The 15,415-nt window shown below is 59.3% G+C and carries 20 protein-coding genes; 8 read left to right on the forward strand and 12 right to left on the reverse strand.

Features of this window, described 5'->3' with window-relative positions:
• Nucleotides 1-90: 90 nt before the first annotated feature.
• The 11 genes from xseB to JRZ79_RS23915 all read right to left on the reverse strand — a co-directional run bounded on the left by xseB (nucleotide 91) and on the right by JRZ79_RS23915 (nucleotide 9,781).
• Nucleotides 91-273, reverse strand: coding sequence for an exodeoxyribonuclease VII small subunit (xseB, locus tag JRZ79_RS23865; RefSeq protein WP_205252826.1), 183 nt, complete (start codon nucleotides 271-273; stop codon nucleotides 91-93).
• Between the two features lie 2 nt (nucleotides 274-275).
• Nucleotides 276-1,328 carry an exodeoxyribonuclease VII large subunit gene (gene xseA / locus JRZ79_RS23870; protein ID WP_205252827.1) on the reverse strand — a complete coding sequence of 351 codons (1,053 nt, stop codon included), beginning with the start codon at nucleotides 1,326-1,328 and terminating at the stop codon, nucleotides 276-278.
• A 71-nt stretch (nucleotides 1,329-1,399) separates the two neighbouring features.
• Nucleotides 1,400-2,647 carry a phage integrase SAM-like domain-containing protein gene (locus JRZ79_RS23875; protein ID WP_205252828.1) on the reverse strand — a complete coding sequence of 416 codons (1,248 nt, stop codon included), beginning with the start codon at nucleotides 2,645-2,647 and terminating at the stop codon, nucleotides 1,400-1,402.
• Nucleotides 2,644-3,102, reverse strand: coding sequence for a hypothetical protein (locus JRZ79_RS23880; protein ID WP_205252829.1), 459 nt, complete (start codon nucleotides 3,100-3,102; stop codon nucleotides 2,644-2,646). Before JRZ79_RS23880 ends, JRZ79_RS23875 begins: the two co-directional genes overlap by 4 nt.
• A gap of 3 nt (nucleotides 3,103-3,105) precedes the next feature.
• A complete protein-coding gene (locus JRZ79_RS23885) occupies nucleotides 3,106-3,687 on the reverse strand; it encodes a hypothetical protein (protein WP_205252830.1) in 582 nt (193 codons plus the stop codon).
• A 490-nt stretch (nucleotides 3,688-4,177) separates the two neighbouring features.
• On the reverse strand, nucleotides 4,178-5,761 hold the full coding sequence (locus tag JRZ79_RS23890; RefSeq protein ID WP_205252831.1) for a transposase: 1,584 nt from the start codon (nucleotides 5,759-5,761) through the stop codon (nucleotides 4,178-4,180).
• A gap of 151 nt (nucleotides 5,762-5,912) precedes the next feature.
• Nucleotides 5,913-7,091, reverse strand: coding sequence for an ACR3 family arsenite efflux transporter (gene arsB, locus JRZ79_RS23895; protein WP_269751356.1), 1,179 nt, complete (start codon nucleotides 7,089-7,091; stop codon nucleotides 5,913-5,915).
• Nucleotides 7,092-7,188: 97 nt separating this feature from the next.
• Complete coding sequence (locus JRZ79_RS23900) at nucleotides 7,189-7,644, reverse strand: RidA family protein (protein ID WP_205252832.1); 456 nt, start codon at nucleotides 7,642-7,644, stop codon at nucleotides 7,189-7,191.
• A 116-nt stretch (nucleotides 7,645-7,760) separates the two neighbouring features.
• Nucleotides 7,761-8,528: an MIP/aquaporin family protein gene (locus tag JRZ79_RS23905; RefSeq protein ID WP_205252833.1), complete on the reverse strand. Its 768-nt coding sequence runs from the start codon at nucleotides 8,526-8,528 to the stop codon at nucleotides 7,761-7,763.
• Between the two features lie 367 nt (nucleotides 8,529-8,895).
• On the reverse strand, nucleotides 8,896-9,225 hold the full coding sequence (locus tag JRZ79_RS23910) for a winged helix DNA-binding protein (RefSeq protein ID WP_205252834.1): 330 nt from the start codon (nucleotides 9,223-9,225) through the stop codon (nucleotides 8,896-8,898).
• Nucleotides 9,226-9,328: 103 nt separating this feature from the next.
• A complete protein-coding gene (locus tag JRZ79_RS23915) occupies nucleotides 9,329-9,781 on the reverse strand; it encodes a RidA family protein (RefSeq protein WP_205252835.1) in 453 nt (150 codons plus the stop codon).
• Between the two features lie 284 nt (nucleotides 9,782-10,065).
• On the opposite strand from JRZ79_RS23915, the gene JRZ79_RS23920 reads away from it, so the two are divergent.
• From JRZ79_RS23920 to JRZ79_RS23930, 3 genes are read left to right on the forward strand one after another with little or no spacing between them, the layout of a single operon-like run.
• Complete coding sequence (locus JRZ79_RS23920; RefSeq protein ID WP_158295129.1) at nucleotides 10,066-10,203, forward strand: hypothetical protein; 138 nt, start codon at nucleotides 10,066-10,068, stop codon at nucleotides 10,201-10,203.
• Nucleotides 10,204-10,209: 6 nt separating this feature from the next.
• Nucleotides 10,210-10,608 (forward strand): metalloregulator ArsR/SmtB family transcription factor, encoded by a 399-nt coding sequence (locus JRZ79_RS23925; protein WP_205252836.1) that lies wholly within the window; start codon nucleotides 10,210-10,212, stop codon nucleotides 10,606-10,608.
• Nucleotides 10,605-11,594 carry a permease gene (locus JRZ79_RS23930; RefSeq protein WP_205252837.1) on the forward strand — a complete coding sequence of 330 codons (990 nt, stop codon included), beginning with the start codon at nucleotides 10,605-10,607 and terminating at the stop codon, nucleotides 11,592-11,594. The genes JRZ79_RS23925 and JRZ79_RS23930 overlap by 4 nt, the downstream gene beginning before the upstream one ends.
• Before the next feature lie 12 nt (nucleotides 11,595-11,606).
• Here JRZ79_RS23930 and JRZ79_RS23935 read toward each other — a convergent pair whose 3' ends face one another.
• On the reverse strand, nucleotides 11,607-12,002 hold the full coding sequence (locus JRZ79_RS23935) for a metalloregulator ArsR/SmtB family transcription factor (protein ID WP_205252838.1): 396 nt from the start codon (nucleotides 12,000-12,002) through the stop codon (nucleotides 11,607-11,609).
• On the opposite strand from JRZ79_RS23935, the gene JRZ79_RS23940 reads away from it, so the two are divergent.
• The 5 genes from JRZ79_RS23940 to hcsS all read left to right on the forward strand — a co-directional run bounded on the left by JRZ79_RS23940 (nucleotide 11,996) and on the right by hcsS (nucleotide 15,411).
• Entirely contained in the window at nucleotides 11,996-12,334 is a 339-nt protein-coding gene (locus tag JRZ79_RS23940; protein WP_231546373.1) for a hypothetical protein, read from the forward strand. The two genes, JRZ79_RS23935 and JRZ79_RS23940, sit on opposite strands and share 7 nt — an antisense overlap.
• Before the next feature lie 175 nt (nucleotides 12,335-12,509).
• Nucleotides 12,510-12,839, forward strand: a complete 330-nt coding sequence (gene arsD / locus JRZ79_RS23945) for an arsenite efflux transporter metallochaperone ArsD (protein ID WP_205252839.1) — start codon at nucleotides 12,510-12,512, stop codon at nucleotides 12,837-12,839.
• 3 nt (nucleotides 12,840-12,842) lie between these two features.
• Nucleotides 12,843-14,783, forward strand: a complete 1,941-nt coding sequence (arsA, locus tag JRZ79_RS23950; RefSeq protein ID WP_205252840.1) for an arsenical pump-driving ATPase — start codon at nucleotides 12,843-12,845, stop codon at nucleotides 14,781-14,783.
• Complete coding sequence (gene hcsL / locus JRZ79_RS23955; RefSeq protein WP_205252841.1) at nucleotides 14,780-15,196, forward strand: halo-CC-star protein HcsL; 417 nt, start codon at nucleotides 14,780-14,782, stop codon at nucleotides 15,194-15,196. Before arsA ends, hcsL begins: the two co-directional genes overlap by 4 nt.
• Nucleotides 15,187-15,411, forward strand: a complete 225-nt coding sequence (gene hcsS / locus JRZ79_RS23960; protein WP_205252842.1) for a halo-CC-star protein HcsS — start codon at nucleotides 15,187-15,189, stop codon at nucleotides 15,409-15,411. The genes hcsL and hcsS overlap by 10 nt, the downstream gene beginning before the upstream one ends.
• Nucleotides 15,412-15,415 lie beyond the last annotated feature (4 nt).

Below are 15,415 nucleotides of genomic sequence, written 5' to 3' on the forward strand. Positions count from 1 at the left end.
ATCGAATGATGCGTTCATCACGGATAATAAGATTAACCAACAAAGTGGGAGTAGCATACCAGACTTGTTGGTTAACATTGGCGCAGAAATCTACTCGATTTCTACGATGTCACCACTACCCTCGTCGAGGATTTCTCGCACGTCACCCAAGAGTTCCTGACCTTCCTCGTGAAGCCTTGCTCCTTCCTCGAGGTCACACTCGTCTGTATCAAGTTGCTCGATAATCTCTTGGACACGGCTCAGCCGGTCGTGGATCTCTGAATCGTTTGCCACGCTTAGATCACCCCTAGCCAAAGCGCGGTGATGACCAACAACAGCAACAGCAACACACCGATGGCGGCCTTGTAGTAGATCGGCGGAAGCCCCTCGGGGGAAGCCGCCCCGTCGACTGCTTCGGCCAATTCCTGTTCGTGTTCGTGTTCCTGCTCGAAGGTCTCGTAGGCGGCCTCAAGCTGTTGCTCCAACGGTTCAATCTCGCTGGCGAGGAAGTCATTCCGGGAGTTCACAATGTACTCACCGGCCGCTGTCGGTGTGATCGCGGCCATATCCGCTACTCGATCCGCGATTAGTCGGTCGTCAGTATGGCCGATTGCGGTGACGATCGGGGTGTTTGCGGTGAAGATCGCTTCCGCGACCCGCTCGGTGTTGAATGCCTGAAGATTCGAATCGCTCCCACCGCCGCGGCCAACGATAATCGAATCGACGTCCTCGGATCGGTCCAGATGGTGGATCCCGTTCGCGATAGACGTCGGGGCCTCTGACCCTTGGACGGTCGCGTCCTTCACCAGGATGTCGACGGTAGGGTCTTGCTCGTGGATCGCGCTCTGGATGTCGTACCGAGCATCCCCTCGGAGTGAGGTCACGACACCAACCCGTTCCGGGAACGCCGGCGGGCGCTGTTTCTGCTCGTCATCAAACCAGCCACGCTCGTCGAGTTCGCTTCGCAGTCGCTCGACGGCAGCCGCCTGTTCGCCGTCGCCGACGACGATCACCTCCCACGGCTTGAGGTCGATTTTCCCGCCCTCAGTCCAGTAGTCGATATCGCCTTCGAGGATGACCTCGGTGCCGTCCTCGAGGTCAGCATCCATCTTCCGATAGCGGTTCGCCCAGATCATACAGGGGAGCTCGGCGTCGCCGTCAGTGAGGGTGAAGTAGAGCGCCGTACCGTTCTGATGGAGATCCGTGACCTCGCCGATACAGCGGACACCTTGGAGTTCAGACGACTGTTCAATGAAAGAGGCAATCTGCTCGTTCAGGTCGCTAACTGAAAGAACCTCAGGGCTCGTGGGCTGAGTATCCCGCTGGTCAGCATCCGATGCGTCGGCCATTCAATTAGGCAGTTTCGGGGCAGTATCTTGAAAAAGGTAACTCCAGCTGGGAAAGGTATTCACTGTCCTCGCTATCTCGTATTCCCATCAATCTCGTCCAGAGCCTCTGTTGCGACATCACCGAGTTCGCCGGCTTCGATGTGCGAGTATCGCTCCCGAACCATCTCCTCCGAGTTATCGAGATACCGGGCCGCCACCGTGTATCCGAACGCTCGAACAAGAACCTCACCCATCCCACGGCGACCACCGTGAGGGGCGAGATAATCGTGTTTCGGATGGTCGATGTCGATCTCTGCGGCCTCCGAGAGCCGTTGGAGAATCGACCGTGCGCCATCCGTCGTAATCGACGGCGGCCGAATGTCCTCATCGAGCGCTAGCAGTAGGTCGCGAGCGTACTCCTCACGGCGCTCAGTAATTGCTTCTGGGCGTTGCCCTCGGTTGGCGAGCTCATTCTGGACAAGCCCTGCGAGCGTCCGTTGGTCGAACGTGGGAAACACCGGCCAGCGCTCCGTTGGTGGGTCCATCAGCTGGCGATAGCTCCGCAGCGGCGAGATCACCGGGTCAGGGAGACTCGCGGCGTCCCACTGCTGTTTCTTCCGGTAGACGTCCATACTCCCGTCGTCGAGCGAGAGGTCCTCCCAGCGGACGCCGCGCCGACGCGGGTCGTTCGGGTCCCGGAGCAGTTCCCCGACGCGGACAGCTGTGTACGCAAGGACGAACACCAGCGCCCGGTCACGAGCCGCCTTCAGCGCCGCGTAGCGTGCTCGCTGCTTGTCGAGGCGGTCAGTATCCTCTGGGAGTGTCGTGTACGCCTCGACGGCATCGCGGGCCCGTTCGTCGACGTGGCGGGTGAGGACGTGGCGCTGTTCGGACGTCCAGGCCTGCTGGTCGCCGGGCTTGCGGCCGTCGTCCTCCGGCAGCGGCGCCATCGCACTGGCCCGCTGCGCGTAATGCGCCTCGAGATATCCCTCGTTGACGCACCAGCCACACCACGCAGAGATATAGCGGTAATAGGTTTGGACGGTGTTCTGTTTGAGGCCACGGTCACCAGCGAGATGCCGGGCGTATTCGCGGAAGACGCGTTCGTCGAGGTCCTCGAAGGTGGGGTCACGGTCAACGTCGTCGGGGATGATTCCGGTCCAGTCGTCGTTACTCCGATCGCCGGCGGCCCACTCGGCGAACCGCTCGAGTTCGCGAGCGGCGTTCCGTCGGTAGTTCCCGCCGTCGCCCCCGCGGCCTTTCCCCTTGTCTTGGAGGTAGCGCTCGAAGGAACCCGCAAGTGTCTGATCGGAACGGTTTCGAGGTGTACCCGGAGTCATGATTCTTCGTTCGCGTACTGGTAGGTCGGACGGACGTCCTCGAGAAGCTCTTCGATGATTTCCCAAAGGATCAGGGAGGGGGTCTCGTGCTTGAATCTAATTCCCCAGCGGTCCTCCGTATTGGCGGTTGAGTATTGAAAATGCGCCTGCCCGAGATCAGGATGATCCTCGTCTTGGTGCCAGCCGGCGTGAAAGCCCGTGTTCGGATCCGTGTAGTTGATACGGAACCAATCGTCTGGATCCTGTCGATACCACTTGATGGTGAGTTCCGGTGAATCCGGGCCTGTCGGGGGATCAAGACGGGCTGGATCGAAAATCGCTCGCAGCTGCTTGGCTTCAATATCATCAGGAACGAACTCGACCGCCGTGATCTGTGGCACACGATCGAGGACATCCCGCTTTAGCTGCGCATAGAGGTTCGCGTTCGGATCACCACCTGGATGCGGGACAGACATCCGTTAGCTGTTGGCCTCAGCAGGTTCTGTCGTCGGAGCGAGGAAGTCCCATTCGCGGATGGCGAAGCCAACGATCTGGATACGTCGCTGCAGGTGCTCCCATTCACGGGCAATCTCACGGCGACGGTCTTCCTCGTCAGCGTCAAGGGACTCGTCAGCGAGCGTTCCGCGAAGTTGGTTCGGTGACTCAACGCCGAATTCGTCCTCCCAGTCGCGGATCTGCGTCTTCATATCGGCGAGCCGGTCCGTGAGCTCCTCAACAGTGTGCCCGCTGTCCCGAAGACGCATCGCCTCCTGCATCGCCTGACGACGATAATCCGGGTAGTACGTCGTGTGGGTGCCGCTCTCGTCCCGATGGAGAATACCGTCGTCGACGAGCCGTTCGAGGACGCGCTTGGTTGGTTCGTGTGACCAGTCCGCTTCGGAGGCGATCCAGTTAGCCGTCCGCGGCTCCGACAGCTGCCGGGCGGTCATCCGAACCCGGTCTTCACCCGTGGTCTGGCGTTCCATCAGGCTCTCGGAGTTCGACCCGTCTTCGGTCATACAACATCGTTCGAGCTGCGTCTTAATATAGATTGAGGCCATTAGTCCTATATTGAATTCACTTCCTCGGTATCGTTCCGAGCTCAGCTGAGGAAACCCAGCGAAATCCCGAACCTCGGTCTTGGCGGCTCTACCCCTGGGGAAGCGGCGTCGTGAGGCGGTTGCATCATTCGTGCTTCACCGACGGCGTCGGGGTACTTCAAAGTGGTCGTGATTATTGGTGTAATCACGTCCAAGCGCTTATTTGCCTGAAGTGCCGAATTCCGGCGGTAGAAGTGTTAGTAGCCAAGAAACCGGATTTATAAATTATATATCGCTATACCAAAACTGAGGCGGCGGCTCCCACAGTTTCGGAGGATAGGCTAGTTTTAGATCGAATCGCCATCAAGTCGTGGTGATTCTCAGCAGTCGGGGATCGATTTTGAATCCCTACTCTCGAACTACCGGACGAGCGTACGAAATTGCGTGGATTTTGGCGCTGCTGAATACGGTTGTCACTCTTGAGCGGCGGACCCAGCGAGAGCTCAACCGATTAGTCGTGCGGGATCAACGCCGAGGCAACGAGCTCAACACACTCACCCGCAGTCAACACGGGTGCGTAGTCCATCTCTCCGTCGACACCTGCTTTCAGCAGGAAATCGGTGAGCCGCCAGATATTGTACAAGAGGACCGCGAACACGAAGTAGAATAGGCGAACACGGTAATCTTTCGAGGAGGTCTTGGCGAGAAAGTCGCCCTTGATCGATTTGTACTCACTCTCGATCTGCCACCGGCGGCTGTAGCGCTGACAGAACGTCTCGGCTTCCTCGGGACCGACTCGGAGATTCGTCGCGAAGACGGCCGTTCCCTCTCCACTCGTCGACGGTACGTACAGGAGCCGCATTGGATGCGATCCTGATTCCACATGGACAGAAGCCGACTCAACAGCCACCTCTTGGTCGTCTTCCTCCATTTGTTCAAGTACATTCCGTTCGGAACTGGAGACCCGCTTGGGTATGAGGTAGTTCACATCGAGGTTTGAGAGTGTCTGAAACACTTGTATCGAGTCGAACTCCCGATCACACAGCACTGTCTCGATTGGAACGTGCTCTTTTGCTCGTCGAACGAGCCGTCGCACAGTACGATGGATCTGATTCGACGTGTTCTCATCCCACTCAGAGCTCTCTCGAACCGGTTCCACGGCAAGAACGAGCGGGATATTCTGTCCAATGATCGAGAGTGTTGCGAATTTGAACGCTCGACCGTCTCTGTCCTTGGTCCCGCTGACCATCGGCATCTCTTCGACCTCTCCGTAGTAGGGAATAGTCGTGATGTCGATCGCGGCTGTGACTGGACGCCGGAACGATGCTTCAGAGGCGATCACCGAGAGTAAGCGATCCGTCGTTTTGTTGAATCCCCTCACGAGTTCTTCGGGGCCAAATTGTTTGACTGCGCGGAGGTGGGTATCACCATGCGGTCCGTACTCTTTCCCGCGCCGATATTGGAAGCGAGTCGCTCCCTGCGAGGTGCCACAGCGGACCATCCCCATGAACGTCTGTAACTCGAAAAATTGCGTGTCCTCGTACGAGGCGTTCGACGCCCGACCAGAGTCGAAGTGTCCATAGGCGTGATCACGCGCGAGGCGCGTTGTCTGGACAATCTCGTCCTGTGAGAAGGATTTGTCTTCGACTGGGTCTGCGTCTTCTTGCGTATCGTCGACGATCTCTGCCTTAGGCCGCACCTCCGGTGCTGAGATGCTGCGATCATGGACTTCTTTGACAACGAAGTGGGCGGCAGCGTGGATGTATTCGTGGGTCGCGTCGTCGAATCGATTTCGCCACGCACGAGAGAATGCTGATTCGTCGGGCACTCGACTGAAGCCGAGGATAGTCGCTACTTCCGGTTGTCGGGTGAGTCGTCGAGTGAAGTTAGCGTATGAGTCACCCGTTATCTCCATGAACACGAACGAGAGCACCATCGCGCGAAACGAGAGTGGCGCGGGATGCCATGCTGGATACCCGTCTTCGATCGCGTCTATCGCGTGATCGAAATCCTCGAACACGGTGACGAGATCGGCTTCTTTGAGTTTGTCCCGGATGGTGATACCGAGCTGGTACGCTTCGCACAGAGACTGCATACGGGGTTCATCTTTGGAAGGAGGACTGCCGGAACCACTCATTTAGAAAATGGTGAGGTCGATAGCAAAGTTACCACACCGGCATGACTACAAACATATTCTCTTCATCGTCAAATGGATTGTAAGCGTGTGGCGAATAGCTGGTTAAGTATCAGTCATCAGCCGTGGAGCTTGAGGATCCATCTTCGGTCGTAGTCGTCTCGTCTAGCCGCCCGGTCGTGTATCCCCGCCAGTCGTACCGGTCTTGGAGGTACAACGCGACTTTCACCAAGGCGAGCAGCACCGGCACCTCGATAAGCGGACCGATAACGGTGGCAAACGCGACCCCGGAGCCGACACCGAACACCGCGACCGCGACGGCGATCGCGAGCTCGAAGTTGTTTGAGGCGGCGGTGAAGCCGATCGCAGTTGTCGTCGAGTAGTCGGCACCGATACCACGGCCCATGCCGAAGCTGACGAAGAACATCACAACGAAATAGATCGTCAGCGGCACCGCGATGAGTAGGACGTCACTTGGCTGCGCGACGATGCGCTCACCCTGCATCGCGAACATCACGATCACTGTAAAGAGCAGCGCGATCAGCGTGAGCGGGCTGATCGTGGGTTCAAACGTCTCCTCGTACCATTCAACACCTTTCGCCCGCGTGCCGACGAATCGGGAGAGGATGCCGGCGGCGAAGGGGATCCCGAGGAAGATCGCGATCGCCTCGAAAACCTGTATCGGTGTAATATTGAATGCGGAAATGCCGGCAACGAGCGATTCCATGCCCAGAATCGGGGGGAGAAATAGAGCGAAGAACCAGATGTACACGCCGTACGTAACGATCTGGAAGACGCTATTGAACGCGACGAGCCCCGCGGCGTACTCGTTCGAGCCCTCGGCGAGCTCGTTCCAGACCAGCACCATCGCGATACAGCGGGCCATCCCGATGAACACCAGCCCGAGGAAGAACTCAGGTCGGGCAGGCAGTCCAGGAACGAGACCGCTGAAGAAGATGACCGCCAACCCGAACATCAGTGTGGGGCCGATGAGCCAGTTCTGGATGAGGCTCAGCCCGAGTACTTTCACGTTCTTGAAGACGGCGGGGAGTTGGCCGTAGTTGACCTTCGCGAGCGGCGGATACATCATTAACACGAGGCCGATCTCCACGAGATGGAGGTCCTGAATCGGACCGGTCACCGACGGCGCAACGTAGCCGAGGCTGATCCCGATCGCCATCGCGCCGAAGATCCAGACGGTGAGGTACTTATCGAGGAAGTCCATCGATCTCGGGTCCCCGCAGGCCTCGCAGTCGCAGTTCGGCCCGTGCTCGTGAGCGGCGTCGCTCACGACGCCATCACCCCCGTCGTGTTGGGTGAGTCGGACGGAGAGCGATACCGGTGTGTGTTCAGATGAGTGTTCATAATGGGTGTGTCGGCAGCGGTCGTTACTCTTCGGCCGCGATCACGTCGAGTTGGACGTCCGCACCGCCCGGGAGCGAACAGACGCCGACAACGGTCCGCGGGGGAAGTTCGACGTCGTCGAACCGGGACTCGTACACGTGGTCGATCGCCTCCGCGGCGCTCGGATCCGTGAGCTGGATTTCGAGCTTCATCACGTCGCCGAACGTCGCGTTTCGGTTGTCGGCGAGTGCGGCTTCAAGATTGTCGAGCGCGGTCGAGAACTGCTCTTCGATTGAGTGATCACTTAATATTTCTCCGTCGATCTCAGGGAGTATTCCCTCGAAAAAACGTAGGTCGGACGAGCCCGTTCGCTTTCCGAATGCACCGATGTTGCCCGTCCCTTCGCGCTGACGCTTGCTCTCTTTGCTTAGTGTGGGATCGATATCCATCTCGGTACGCTGCTCCGATTCCGGTTCGACCTCGGTTGTCTGCTGGCCCATAATAGATGAACAGTTGTTCATATATTAAAACCCTTTGGAGAAAGTCGGAAACTGGGATCGGAGTCCGGCTTCGGGGCGCGGAGTAGAGGGTCCAGACTCGTGGTACCCCGATGACATCACAGCAGACGGTACAGTCCGGCCGCGAGAAGCGCCCCGAGGATCGGTCCCACGATGGGCACCCAGGAGTACGCCCAGTCCGACGGTCCCTTGTGCGAAAACGGGAGAATTGCGTGGGCGATGCGCGGTCCGAGGTCGCGTGCGGGGTTGATCGCGTATCCAGTGGGGCCACCTAACGAGAGTCCGATACCGAGCACGACGAGCGCAATCGGAAGCGCCGACAGCGCCCCGAGACCGAAACCGACCGCTTGGCCGTCGATGGTAATCGACTGAAGCACCTCACCCGACTGAGCGTCGAAGAATCCAGCGGAGTTCAGGTAAAGGACGCCAAACACCAAGACGAACGTCCCGATGATCTCGGTCATCAGGTTGGTCGAGTAGTTCCGGATCTCAGGACTGGTCGAGAAGATGGCCAGCTTCACGTCCTCGTCTTCGGTCGCGGCGAAGTGGTCTTTGTACGCCAGCCACACCACTACGCCACCCAGGAATCCGCCGACCGTCTGTGCGGCGACGTACGCCGGAACCTGCGCCCAATCGAACAGCCCGGCGGCAGCGAGGCCGACCGTCACGGCGGGGTTGATGTGTCCCCCGCTGACCTGACTGATGGTGAACACGCCCATGAACACTCCGATAGCCCATCCCCACGTGATGACGATCCAGCCGCCGCCGTTCCCTTTCGTCTCGTTGAGAACGACGTTGGCGACGACACCACCACCGAATATAATGAGGATCGCTGTTCCGATGACCTCGGCAATGTATGGATGCATTCTGCTACTCCAATAGATTTATATCTATTCATCTATTAAAATGAAACGGATCCCTCACACCGAAAATTTATTATCGAATATAGAATATGCGGTCGTTCAAGAGCGAATGAACAAACCTACTAACCACAATATACTATCTGATACCTCTGTACGAATGAATTATAACTAAATCATATGTGCTTCGGGAAAGGAGTTTGGTAGCATTTTCTGTGACTTATTCCGAGATAGATAACATCGAGAGAGGACTCACAGCAACTGAAACGTTCACGCAATCAGACTCATCCAGCCCGTCTCAGTTCCACTCAACGGAGATTCCCTTGCGGGAGTTAGCCCCGTCTATCTCGATAGGGAACGCACGATTACTGGCCTATCGCGTCCGATCAAGTGCCTCCACGAGTGCCTCCGCCCGTTCCGTGGTCGAATAACTGCGCGAGCGTCCATCCTTTTGCTTTTTTACAAGTCCGGCATCACACAGAAGCGTCAACGCGTGGCTCACAGCGCTATCGCTTATTGACACGTAGGGCGTAATCTCGTCGAATCTGACCGCGCCGTCCGCTTCGACCAACAGGCGGACAAGTCGATATCGCGTCTCGTATCCGAACGCCGACAGCGCTTTGACGTCGACAGTCGTCGTCGCGTCGTCGATCAGTTTGTCGAAATCTGTCCCAGCAATCGGGTCTGAAGAAGAGTCGGGCATAACTGACGTATTCGCTGCGACCGGAATAATTGTTCTGTCGGCCTTCAAGACGGCAAAAGGCGAGCGAAATGCCACTATTATCGAACTACACGGACAGCTACGGTTACTCTTCGGCGGCAATCACGTCGAGCTGGACGTCCGCACCGCCAGGCAACGAGCAGACACCGACGACGCTCCGTGGCGGAAACACCACATCATCAAATCGCGACTTGTACTCGCTATCCACGGTCTCCGCTGCGTCTGCGTCTGCGAGCTGAATCTCGACCTTCATGACGTCCGAGAGCGACGCGTTACGGTTCTCTAACATTAGTTCGAGACGATCCAAGCACATCTCGATCTGCTCGTTAACCGGCTCTGATCCCCTTATTGCCCCGTTGATCTCCGGGAGAATACCTTGGAAGAAGATCAGATCCGACTCACCGGTTCGCATGCCGAATGCGCCGACGTTGTCGATACTGTCGCGCTGACGTTTGCTCTCCTCGCTCAGCGACTCGTTCATCGATATTTCGTTTTCACGGTCCGTCCGATCGTCTTGAGCCGCTATCTGCTGCGACATACAATTTAGTATTTCCTCATATGTTAAAGGGCCTTTCGGTTCTACTGTGTTGAGACCGAGGTAATCTACTCGGTATCAATATAATCTGTCATAGATTAATACTGGTCAAGCACGGTAGAACCCATGAATAATCCGGTTTACCACACTATCTCGTATGTAGATAGTTCGGTGGAAGAACTGCGTCGAACAAACACATCTGAACATAGATCCGAGTCGAGTGCTCTCTCGAGTCAGCTGAACACCTGACCAAATGAGTTAAGTCAAATCGGATTATATCGATATGTATGTCGATACTCGACCGACTGCTCGGTGGCGAGTCGAACGACGACGAGAGCTGCTGTGACATGCAAATCGAGGAGGTGGACTCGGACGAAAACGAGGCGGACGCGCCGGACGAGCGCGCCGACCGTACGGAGGACTGATCGACGATGTCGAACGAACCGAACGCGGCGGCTCAAGCGGGCTCCGAATCCGCGAGCGGGACGCTCCGACGGATGGAGGATGGTGTCTGCTGTGACGGGCCGTTCCCGGAGACTCGACGCGCGGACGACGCAGTCGTCGAGGCGGAGCTGTCGTCGTTCAAGGCGCTGGCCAACGAGAAGCGACTCGCAGTTGTTCACGCGCTGCGGGATGGAGAACTTTGCGCCTGCGAGTTGGAGACCGTCCTCGATGCTCCCCAGTCGACGGTCGCGTCGCACTTGCGGAAACTTCGCGACGCTGGCATCGTCGCCACGCGCAAGGAGGGGAAGTGGACGTACTACCGGATCGCGGACACGGCGAGCCTCCAGCTGCTCGATCTGGCCGCGGCGTTAGGTGAGGACCGATGATCCCGCCGGGGACCGAAGCGGCGCTGCTCGACTCGTGGGACTACTTTCTTCACCTCGCGATGGTCCTCACGCCGCTGTTCATCGGCGCCTCGTTCCTCGTGGGGCTCGCACAAGAATACCTCCCGCCAGAGCGCGTTGAGGAGATGCTGCGGGCACGCGATCACGGGAGCGGAAATGTTCTCGCGGCAGGGCTTGGCGCGGTGACACCGTTCTGCTCGTGCTCGACCGTCCCCGTCTTGGCTGGCCTGTTAGGTGCCGGCGCGCCGACGGGTATGGCCTTCTCGTTCCTGCTAGCGTCACCGATCGTTAACTGGATCGCCGTGTTCCTGCTATTCGGGCTGTTCGGAACCGGCGTGACCGTCGCATACGTGACAACTGCGCTGCTCGCGGCGATCGTCGCGGGACTCATCATCGGCACGCTCGATCTTGACGGCTATATCAAAGACGTCCGGATCACTGCGGGCGGCCGCGAGATCGCGACTGATGGCGGTACATCCGCTTCGACTACAGCTGACGCCGGCGGCTGTAGCGAGTGCGGCGCGACAGCGGCGAACCGAACCCACAGGGAACGCGTGACTGCAGCCGGCAAGGGCGCACTCTCCTTCTTCCGCGACACGCTCCCGTACATCGCGGTCGGGATCGCGATCGGCGCGCTGATCCACGGCGCCGTGCCGGCGGAGTTCCTCCAGCAGATTGCTGGTCCGGGGAACCCGCTCGCGACGCCGGTCGCCGCGCTCGCCGGCGCACCGATCTACGTGAGCATCAGCGGGATGCTGCCGATCGCGCACTCGCTCACTGAGGCGGGGATCCCCATCGGAACGGTGATCGCGTTCATCATCGGCGGGGCGGGGATCAGCATCCCGAACCTGATCCTCCTAAATAAGCTGTTCGAACGCCGCCTGCTCGCGATCTACGCGACGACGGTCGTGACGATCGGGATCACTGTCGGCGTGCTGTTCAACACCGTCTTCGCCGGCCTCCTCTGAGCCGAGGCCAATTTATAACGACCGCGACCCGTCGAGCGCAACAAGAACCGCGTTCGCACGCGGCGTAGCGCGATACATCCGCCACTTCCCTTCCTTCCGGCGCGTGACGAGGCCGGCGTCAGTGAGCTGCGAGAGGGCGTGGCTGATCGCGCTGTCGCTCACGTCCAAGAGCGGCGAGAGCTCACACACGCATAGCTCCTCGTCATCAGCTGCGTGAAGCATCCGGACGATCTTGTATCGCGTCTCGTTGCCGAGCGCCGACAGCATCTCGATGTCGGTCTCCAGGTCGGACCCGCCAACGGTCTCGTTCAGTTCTTCTAGCTCCGCTAACCGGTCGGCGAGGTCCTCGTCTGTACAGGAGCCGCACTCATCAGCGACGTACCGCTGTAAACGCTCGGTAGATGACATACAAACAATTGAACCAAGCCGGGATTAAACGTTGCGGAGCGCCGTCTCAACTGGTAGCTGGACAGCAAAAACAATATAGTAACACTTCAAATATTGTCTCGCATGAGAGATACGTCCTCTTGGAGGGTGAAGCCACCGTCGTTATCGACGAAGAATCCGTCGAAATCGAAGCTGGCGACGCGGTTTGGATTCTGCCGACTGCGACGCGACAGATCCAGAGCGGTGATGTCGAAAGTGCGCTCGTCCTCGTGAGTGCCCCAGCGTCGAAGTGTCGAACCACGACGTGTGTCGACGACCCAGGATCGTGGGCCACCAACGGATTCATCGGGTGATCGGGACTCTCGGTCGTTCAAGATGAAATGACTATGCGACCGATGTGGGGATAGCCGACCGAAGGGCTTATAATTGTATGAGAGTTTGTTCAAATGAATCGACTACAGCGAGGACAAACCAACGTGTCCTGCTGTGAACGATACATCAGACGTACGACCGCGATCCGACCCACTCATGACCGAACTCACCCTGTACGAAGAAGCGATGTGTTGCTCCACCGGCGTCTGCGGTCCCGACCCCGACGACGAGCTCGTCGAGGTCAGCGCGGCGCTCGACCAGCTCGAAGACGCGTTCGACGAGCTCGAAGTCAACCGGGCGAACATGCAGCACAACATCGACCAGTTCCTCGAAACGAAGCGGATCTACGACCGCGTCCAGGAGGACGGCCCGTCGATCCTCCCGATCACGGTTGTCGACGACGAGATTGTCGCCGAGGGCGAGTACCTCTCGTACGACGAACTGACCGCGGCTATCGACGAGAGCCCAACGCCGCAGGAGGCCTAACGAATGGCACAATCACAGTCAACAACGACCAGCGCGCGTGAGGTAGTCGAACCGAGCGGCGACGACACCGAGTTCGTCTTCTTCAGCGGGAAGGGCGGCGTCGGCAAGAGCACCGTGAGCTGTGCGACCGCGACGTGGCTCGCCGACAACGACTACGAGACGCTCTTGGTGACCACCGACCCTGCCCCGAACCTCTCGGACATCTTCGGGCAGTCGATCGGCCACGAGGTCACCGCAATCGACGGGATCGAGAACCTCTCGGCGATCGAGATCGACCCGGACACCGCCGCCGAGGAGTACCGCCAAGAGACGATCGAGCCGATGCGCGAACTGCTCGGTGAGGAGGAGATCCAGACGGTCGAAGAGCAGCTCAACAGTCCTTGCGTCGAGGAGATCGCCGCCTTCGACAACTTCGTCGACTTCATGGACAGCCCGGAGTACGACGTCGTAGTCTTCGACACGGCGCCGACGGGCCACACCATCCGGCTGATGGAGCTCCCCTCCGACTGGAACGCCGAACTGGAGAAGGGCGGCTCGACCTGTATCGGGCCGGCGGCCTCGATGGAGGACAAAAAACAGGACTACGAGCGTGCCATCGACACGCTCCAGGACGACGAGCGCACTTCCTTCGCCTTCGTCGGCAAGCCGGAGGACTCATCGATAGACGAGATCGAATGCAGCGCGAGCGACCTCGGCGACCTCGGGATCGAGTCACAGCTGTTGATCCTCAACGGCTACCTCCCAGAGTCGGTGTGCGAGGATCCCTTCTTCGAGGGGAAGCGTGCTGACGAGCAGGCCGTCATCAAGCGCGCCCGCGAGGAGTTCGACGCGGACGCGACGGCGACGTACCCACTCCAGCCGGGCGAGATTGCCGGCCTCGACCTGCTCGCGGACGTGGGTGGTGTCCTCTACGACGGCACGGAGGCGACCGTCGACGTCGGAACCGCGACCGACGTGGACGCTGACGGTGCGGTCGAGTTCGATTCGATGGCGGACGCCGACGCGGTTGTCGACCAGCTCACGCCGGGCGAGGAGACGCAGTACCTCTTTTTCACCGGGAAGGGCGGCGTCGGCAAGAGCACGGTCGCCTCGACGGCAGCGACGAAACTCGCTGAGGCGGGCCACGAAACGCTTGTCGTCACGACCGATCCGGCCGCGCACTTAGAGGACATCTTCGGTGAGCCCGTGGGCCACGAACCCACCTCGGTCGGCCAGGAGAACCTCGACGCGGCGCGGATCGACCAAGAGAAAGCGCTTGCGGAGTACCGCGAGCAGGTCCTCGACCACGTCACGGAGATGTACGAGGAGAAGGAGGACACGCAGATCGACGTCGACGCTGCGATCGCGAACGTCGAAGAGGAGTTGGAGTCGCCCTGTGCCGAGGAAATGGCCGCCTTAGAGAAGTTCGTGAGCTACTTCGACGAGGACGGCTACGATGTCGTCGTCTTCGACACGGCCCCAACCGGACACACGCTCCGCCTGCTCGAACTCCCCTCCGACTGGAAGGGGTTCATGGACCTCGGCTCGCTAACGAAGGGCGCCGCGCCCTCCAAGGGTGACCAGTACGACGAAGTCATCGAGACGATGAAAGACCCCGAACGGAGCACGTTCGCGTTCGTGATGTACCCCGAGTACACCCCGATGATGGAGGCGTACCGGGCTGCCGCCGACCTCAAAGATCAGGTCGGCATCGAGACCTCGCTGGTCGTCGCCAACTACCTCCTCCCTGAGGAGTACGGCGACAACGCCTTCTTCGCGAACCGCCGCGCCCAGCAGGCCCAGTATCTCGAAGAGATTCGAGACCGGTTCGACGCGCCGTTGATGTTGGCGCCGCTCCGGCAGGATGAACCAATCGGGCTCGAAGAACTCAGCGCCTTCGGTGAGGAGATTACTGGACTCGCAGACGTGGTCGAAGCGGACGCACCGGAGGTGACGCCCTCGTGAGCGACGCACAGGACGTGGAGGGTGCGGCCGAGGACAGCGTTGGCATGTCCAATGAGGAAGACGTAGAAGCCAACGTCGAGGCGGCGCTCCGCGAGTTCCTCGACGCTCTCGGCGAGTCGGAGACGTACCAACAGTTCGTCGAGGCTGACGAGGCGTTACAGAACGATGACGACGCGATGGCGCTGCTTCGCGAGTACCAGCGAAAGCAACAACAGATGCAGCGTGGTGGCTTCGACGAGTCGGTGATGGCCGAGCTGAAGCAACTCCAGACCGAGATATCGAACAACGAGACGATCCAGCGTCAGCAGGCCGCACAGGCCGATCTGATAGAACTGCTTCAGCGGACGAACGACACCATCAGCGACGAAATCGGCGAGGAGTTCGCGCGATCCACCGGAGGTGGGTGCTGTTGAGCGCTTCCGGTCAGGACGTCAGCGAGTCCGAAGTGACGGACGTAGAGGTCGTCACGGCCGCCGAGGCGCTCGGCGAGGAGCTCGCGGCGGCGAAAGAGTCCTCCTCGGATTTCGCGTTCACCACCATGGTAATGCAGTGTAACGAGGCGATCGGCGACGAGACCGGTGTCGACTACGGGAGCGTCTGCGGCGCCGACGACGACGGCTGCTGTTAGCAGA

This window comes from Halobacterium sp. BOL4-2 (assembly GCF_016917835.2).
Classification (GTDB): domain Archaea; phylum Halobacteriota; class Halobacteria; order Halobacteriales; family Halobacteriaceae; genus Halobacterium; species Halobacterium salinarum.

Bases quoted from the DNA above. Each gene is read 5' to 3' on its own strand.
- xseA (WP_205252827.1), bottom strand. From the start codon at position 1,328: ATGGCCGACGCATCGGATGCTGACCAGCGGGATACTCAGCCCACGAGC.
- JRZ79_RS23875 (WP_205252828.1), bottom strand. From the start codon at position 2,647: ATGACTCCGGGTACACCTCGAAACCGTTCCGATCAGACACTTGCGGGT.
- JRZ79_RS23880 (WP_205252829.1), bottom strand. From the start codon at position 3,102: ATGTCTGTCCCGCATCCAGGTGGTGATCCGAACGCGAACCTCTATGCG.
- JRZ79_RS23885 (WP_205252830.1), bottom strand. From the start codon at position 3,687: ATGGCCTCAATCTATATTAAGACGCAGCTCGAACGATGTTGTATGACC.
- JRZ79_RS23890 (WP_205252831.1), bottom strand. From the start codon at position 5,761: ATGCAGTCTCTGTGCGAAGCGTACCAGCTCGGTATCACCATCCGGGAC.
- JRZ79_RS23900 (WP_205252832.1), bottom strand. From the start codon at position 7,644: ATGGGCCAGCAGACAACCGAGGTCGAACCGGAATCGGAGCAGCGTACC.
- JRZ79_RS23905 (WP_205252833.1), bottom strand. From the start codon at position 8,528: ATGCATCCATACATTGCCGAGGTCATCGGAACAGCGATCCTCATTATA.
- JRZ79_RS23910 (WP_205252834.1), bottom strand. From the start codon at position 9,225: ATGCCCGACTCTTCTTCAGACCCGATTGCTGGGACAGATTTCGACAAA.
- JRZ79_RS23915 (WP_205252835.1), bottom strand. From the start codon at position 9,781: ATGTCGCAGCAGATAGCGGCTCAAGACGATCGGACGGACCGTGAAAAC.
- JRZ79_RS23920 (WP_158295129.1), top strand. From the start codon at position 10,066: ATGTCGATACTCGACCGACTGCTCGGTGGCGAGTCGAACGACGACGAG.
- JRZ79_RS23925 (WP_205252836.1), top strand. From the start codon at position 10,210: ATGTCGAACGAACCGAACGCGGCGGCTCAAGCGGGCTCCGAATCCGCG.
- JRZ79_RS23930 (WP_205252837.1), top strand. From the start codon at position 10,605: ATGATCCCGCCGGGGACCGAAGCGGCGCTGCTCGACTCGTGGGACTAC.
- JRZ79_RS23940 (WP_231546373.1), top strand. From the start codon at position 11,996: ATGACATACAAACAATTGAACCAAGCCGGGATTAAACGTTGCGGAGCG.
- JRZ79_RS23935 (WP_205252838.1), bottom strand. From the start codon at position 12,002: ATGTCATCTACCGAGCGTTTACAGCGGTACGTCGCTGATGAGTGCGGC.
- arsD (WP_205252839.1), top strand. From the start codon at position 12,510: ATGACCGAACTCACCCTGTACGAAGAAGCGATGTGTTGCTCCACCGGC.
- arsA (WP_205252840.1), top strand. From the start codon at position 12,843: ATGGCACAATCACAGTCAACAACGACCAGCGCGCGTGAGGTAGTCGAA.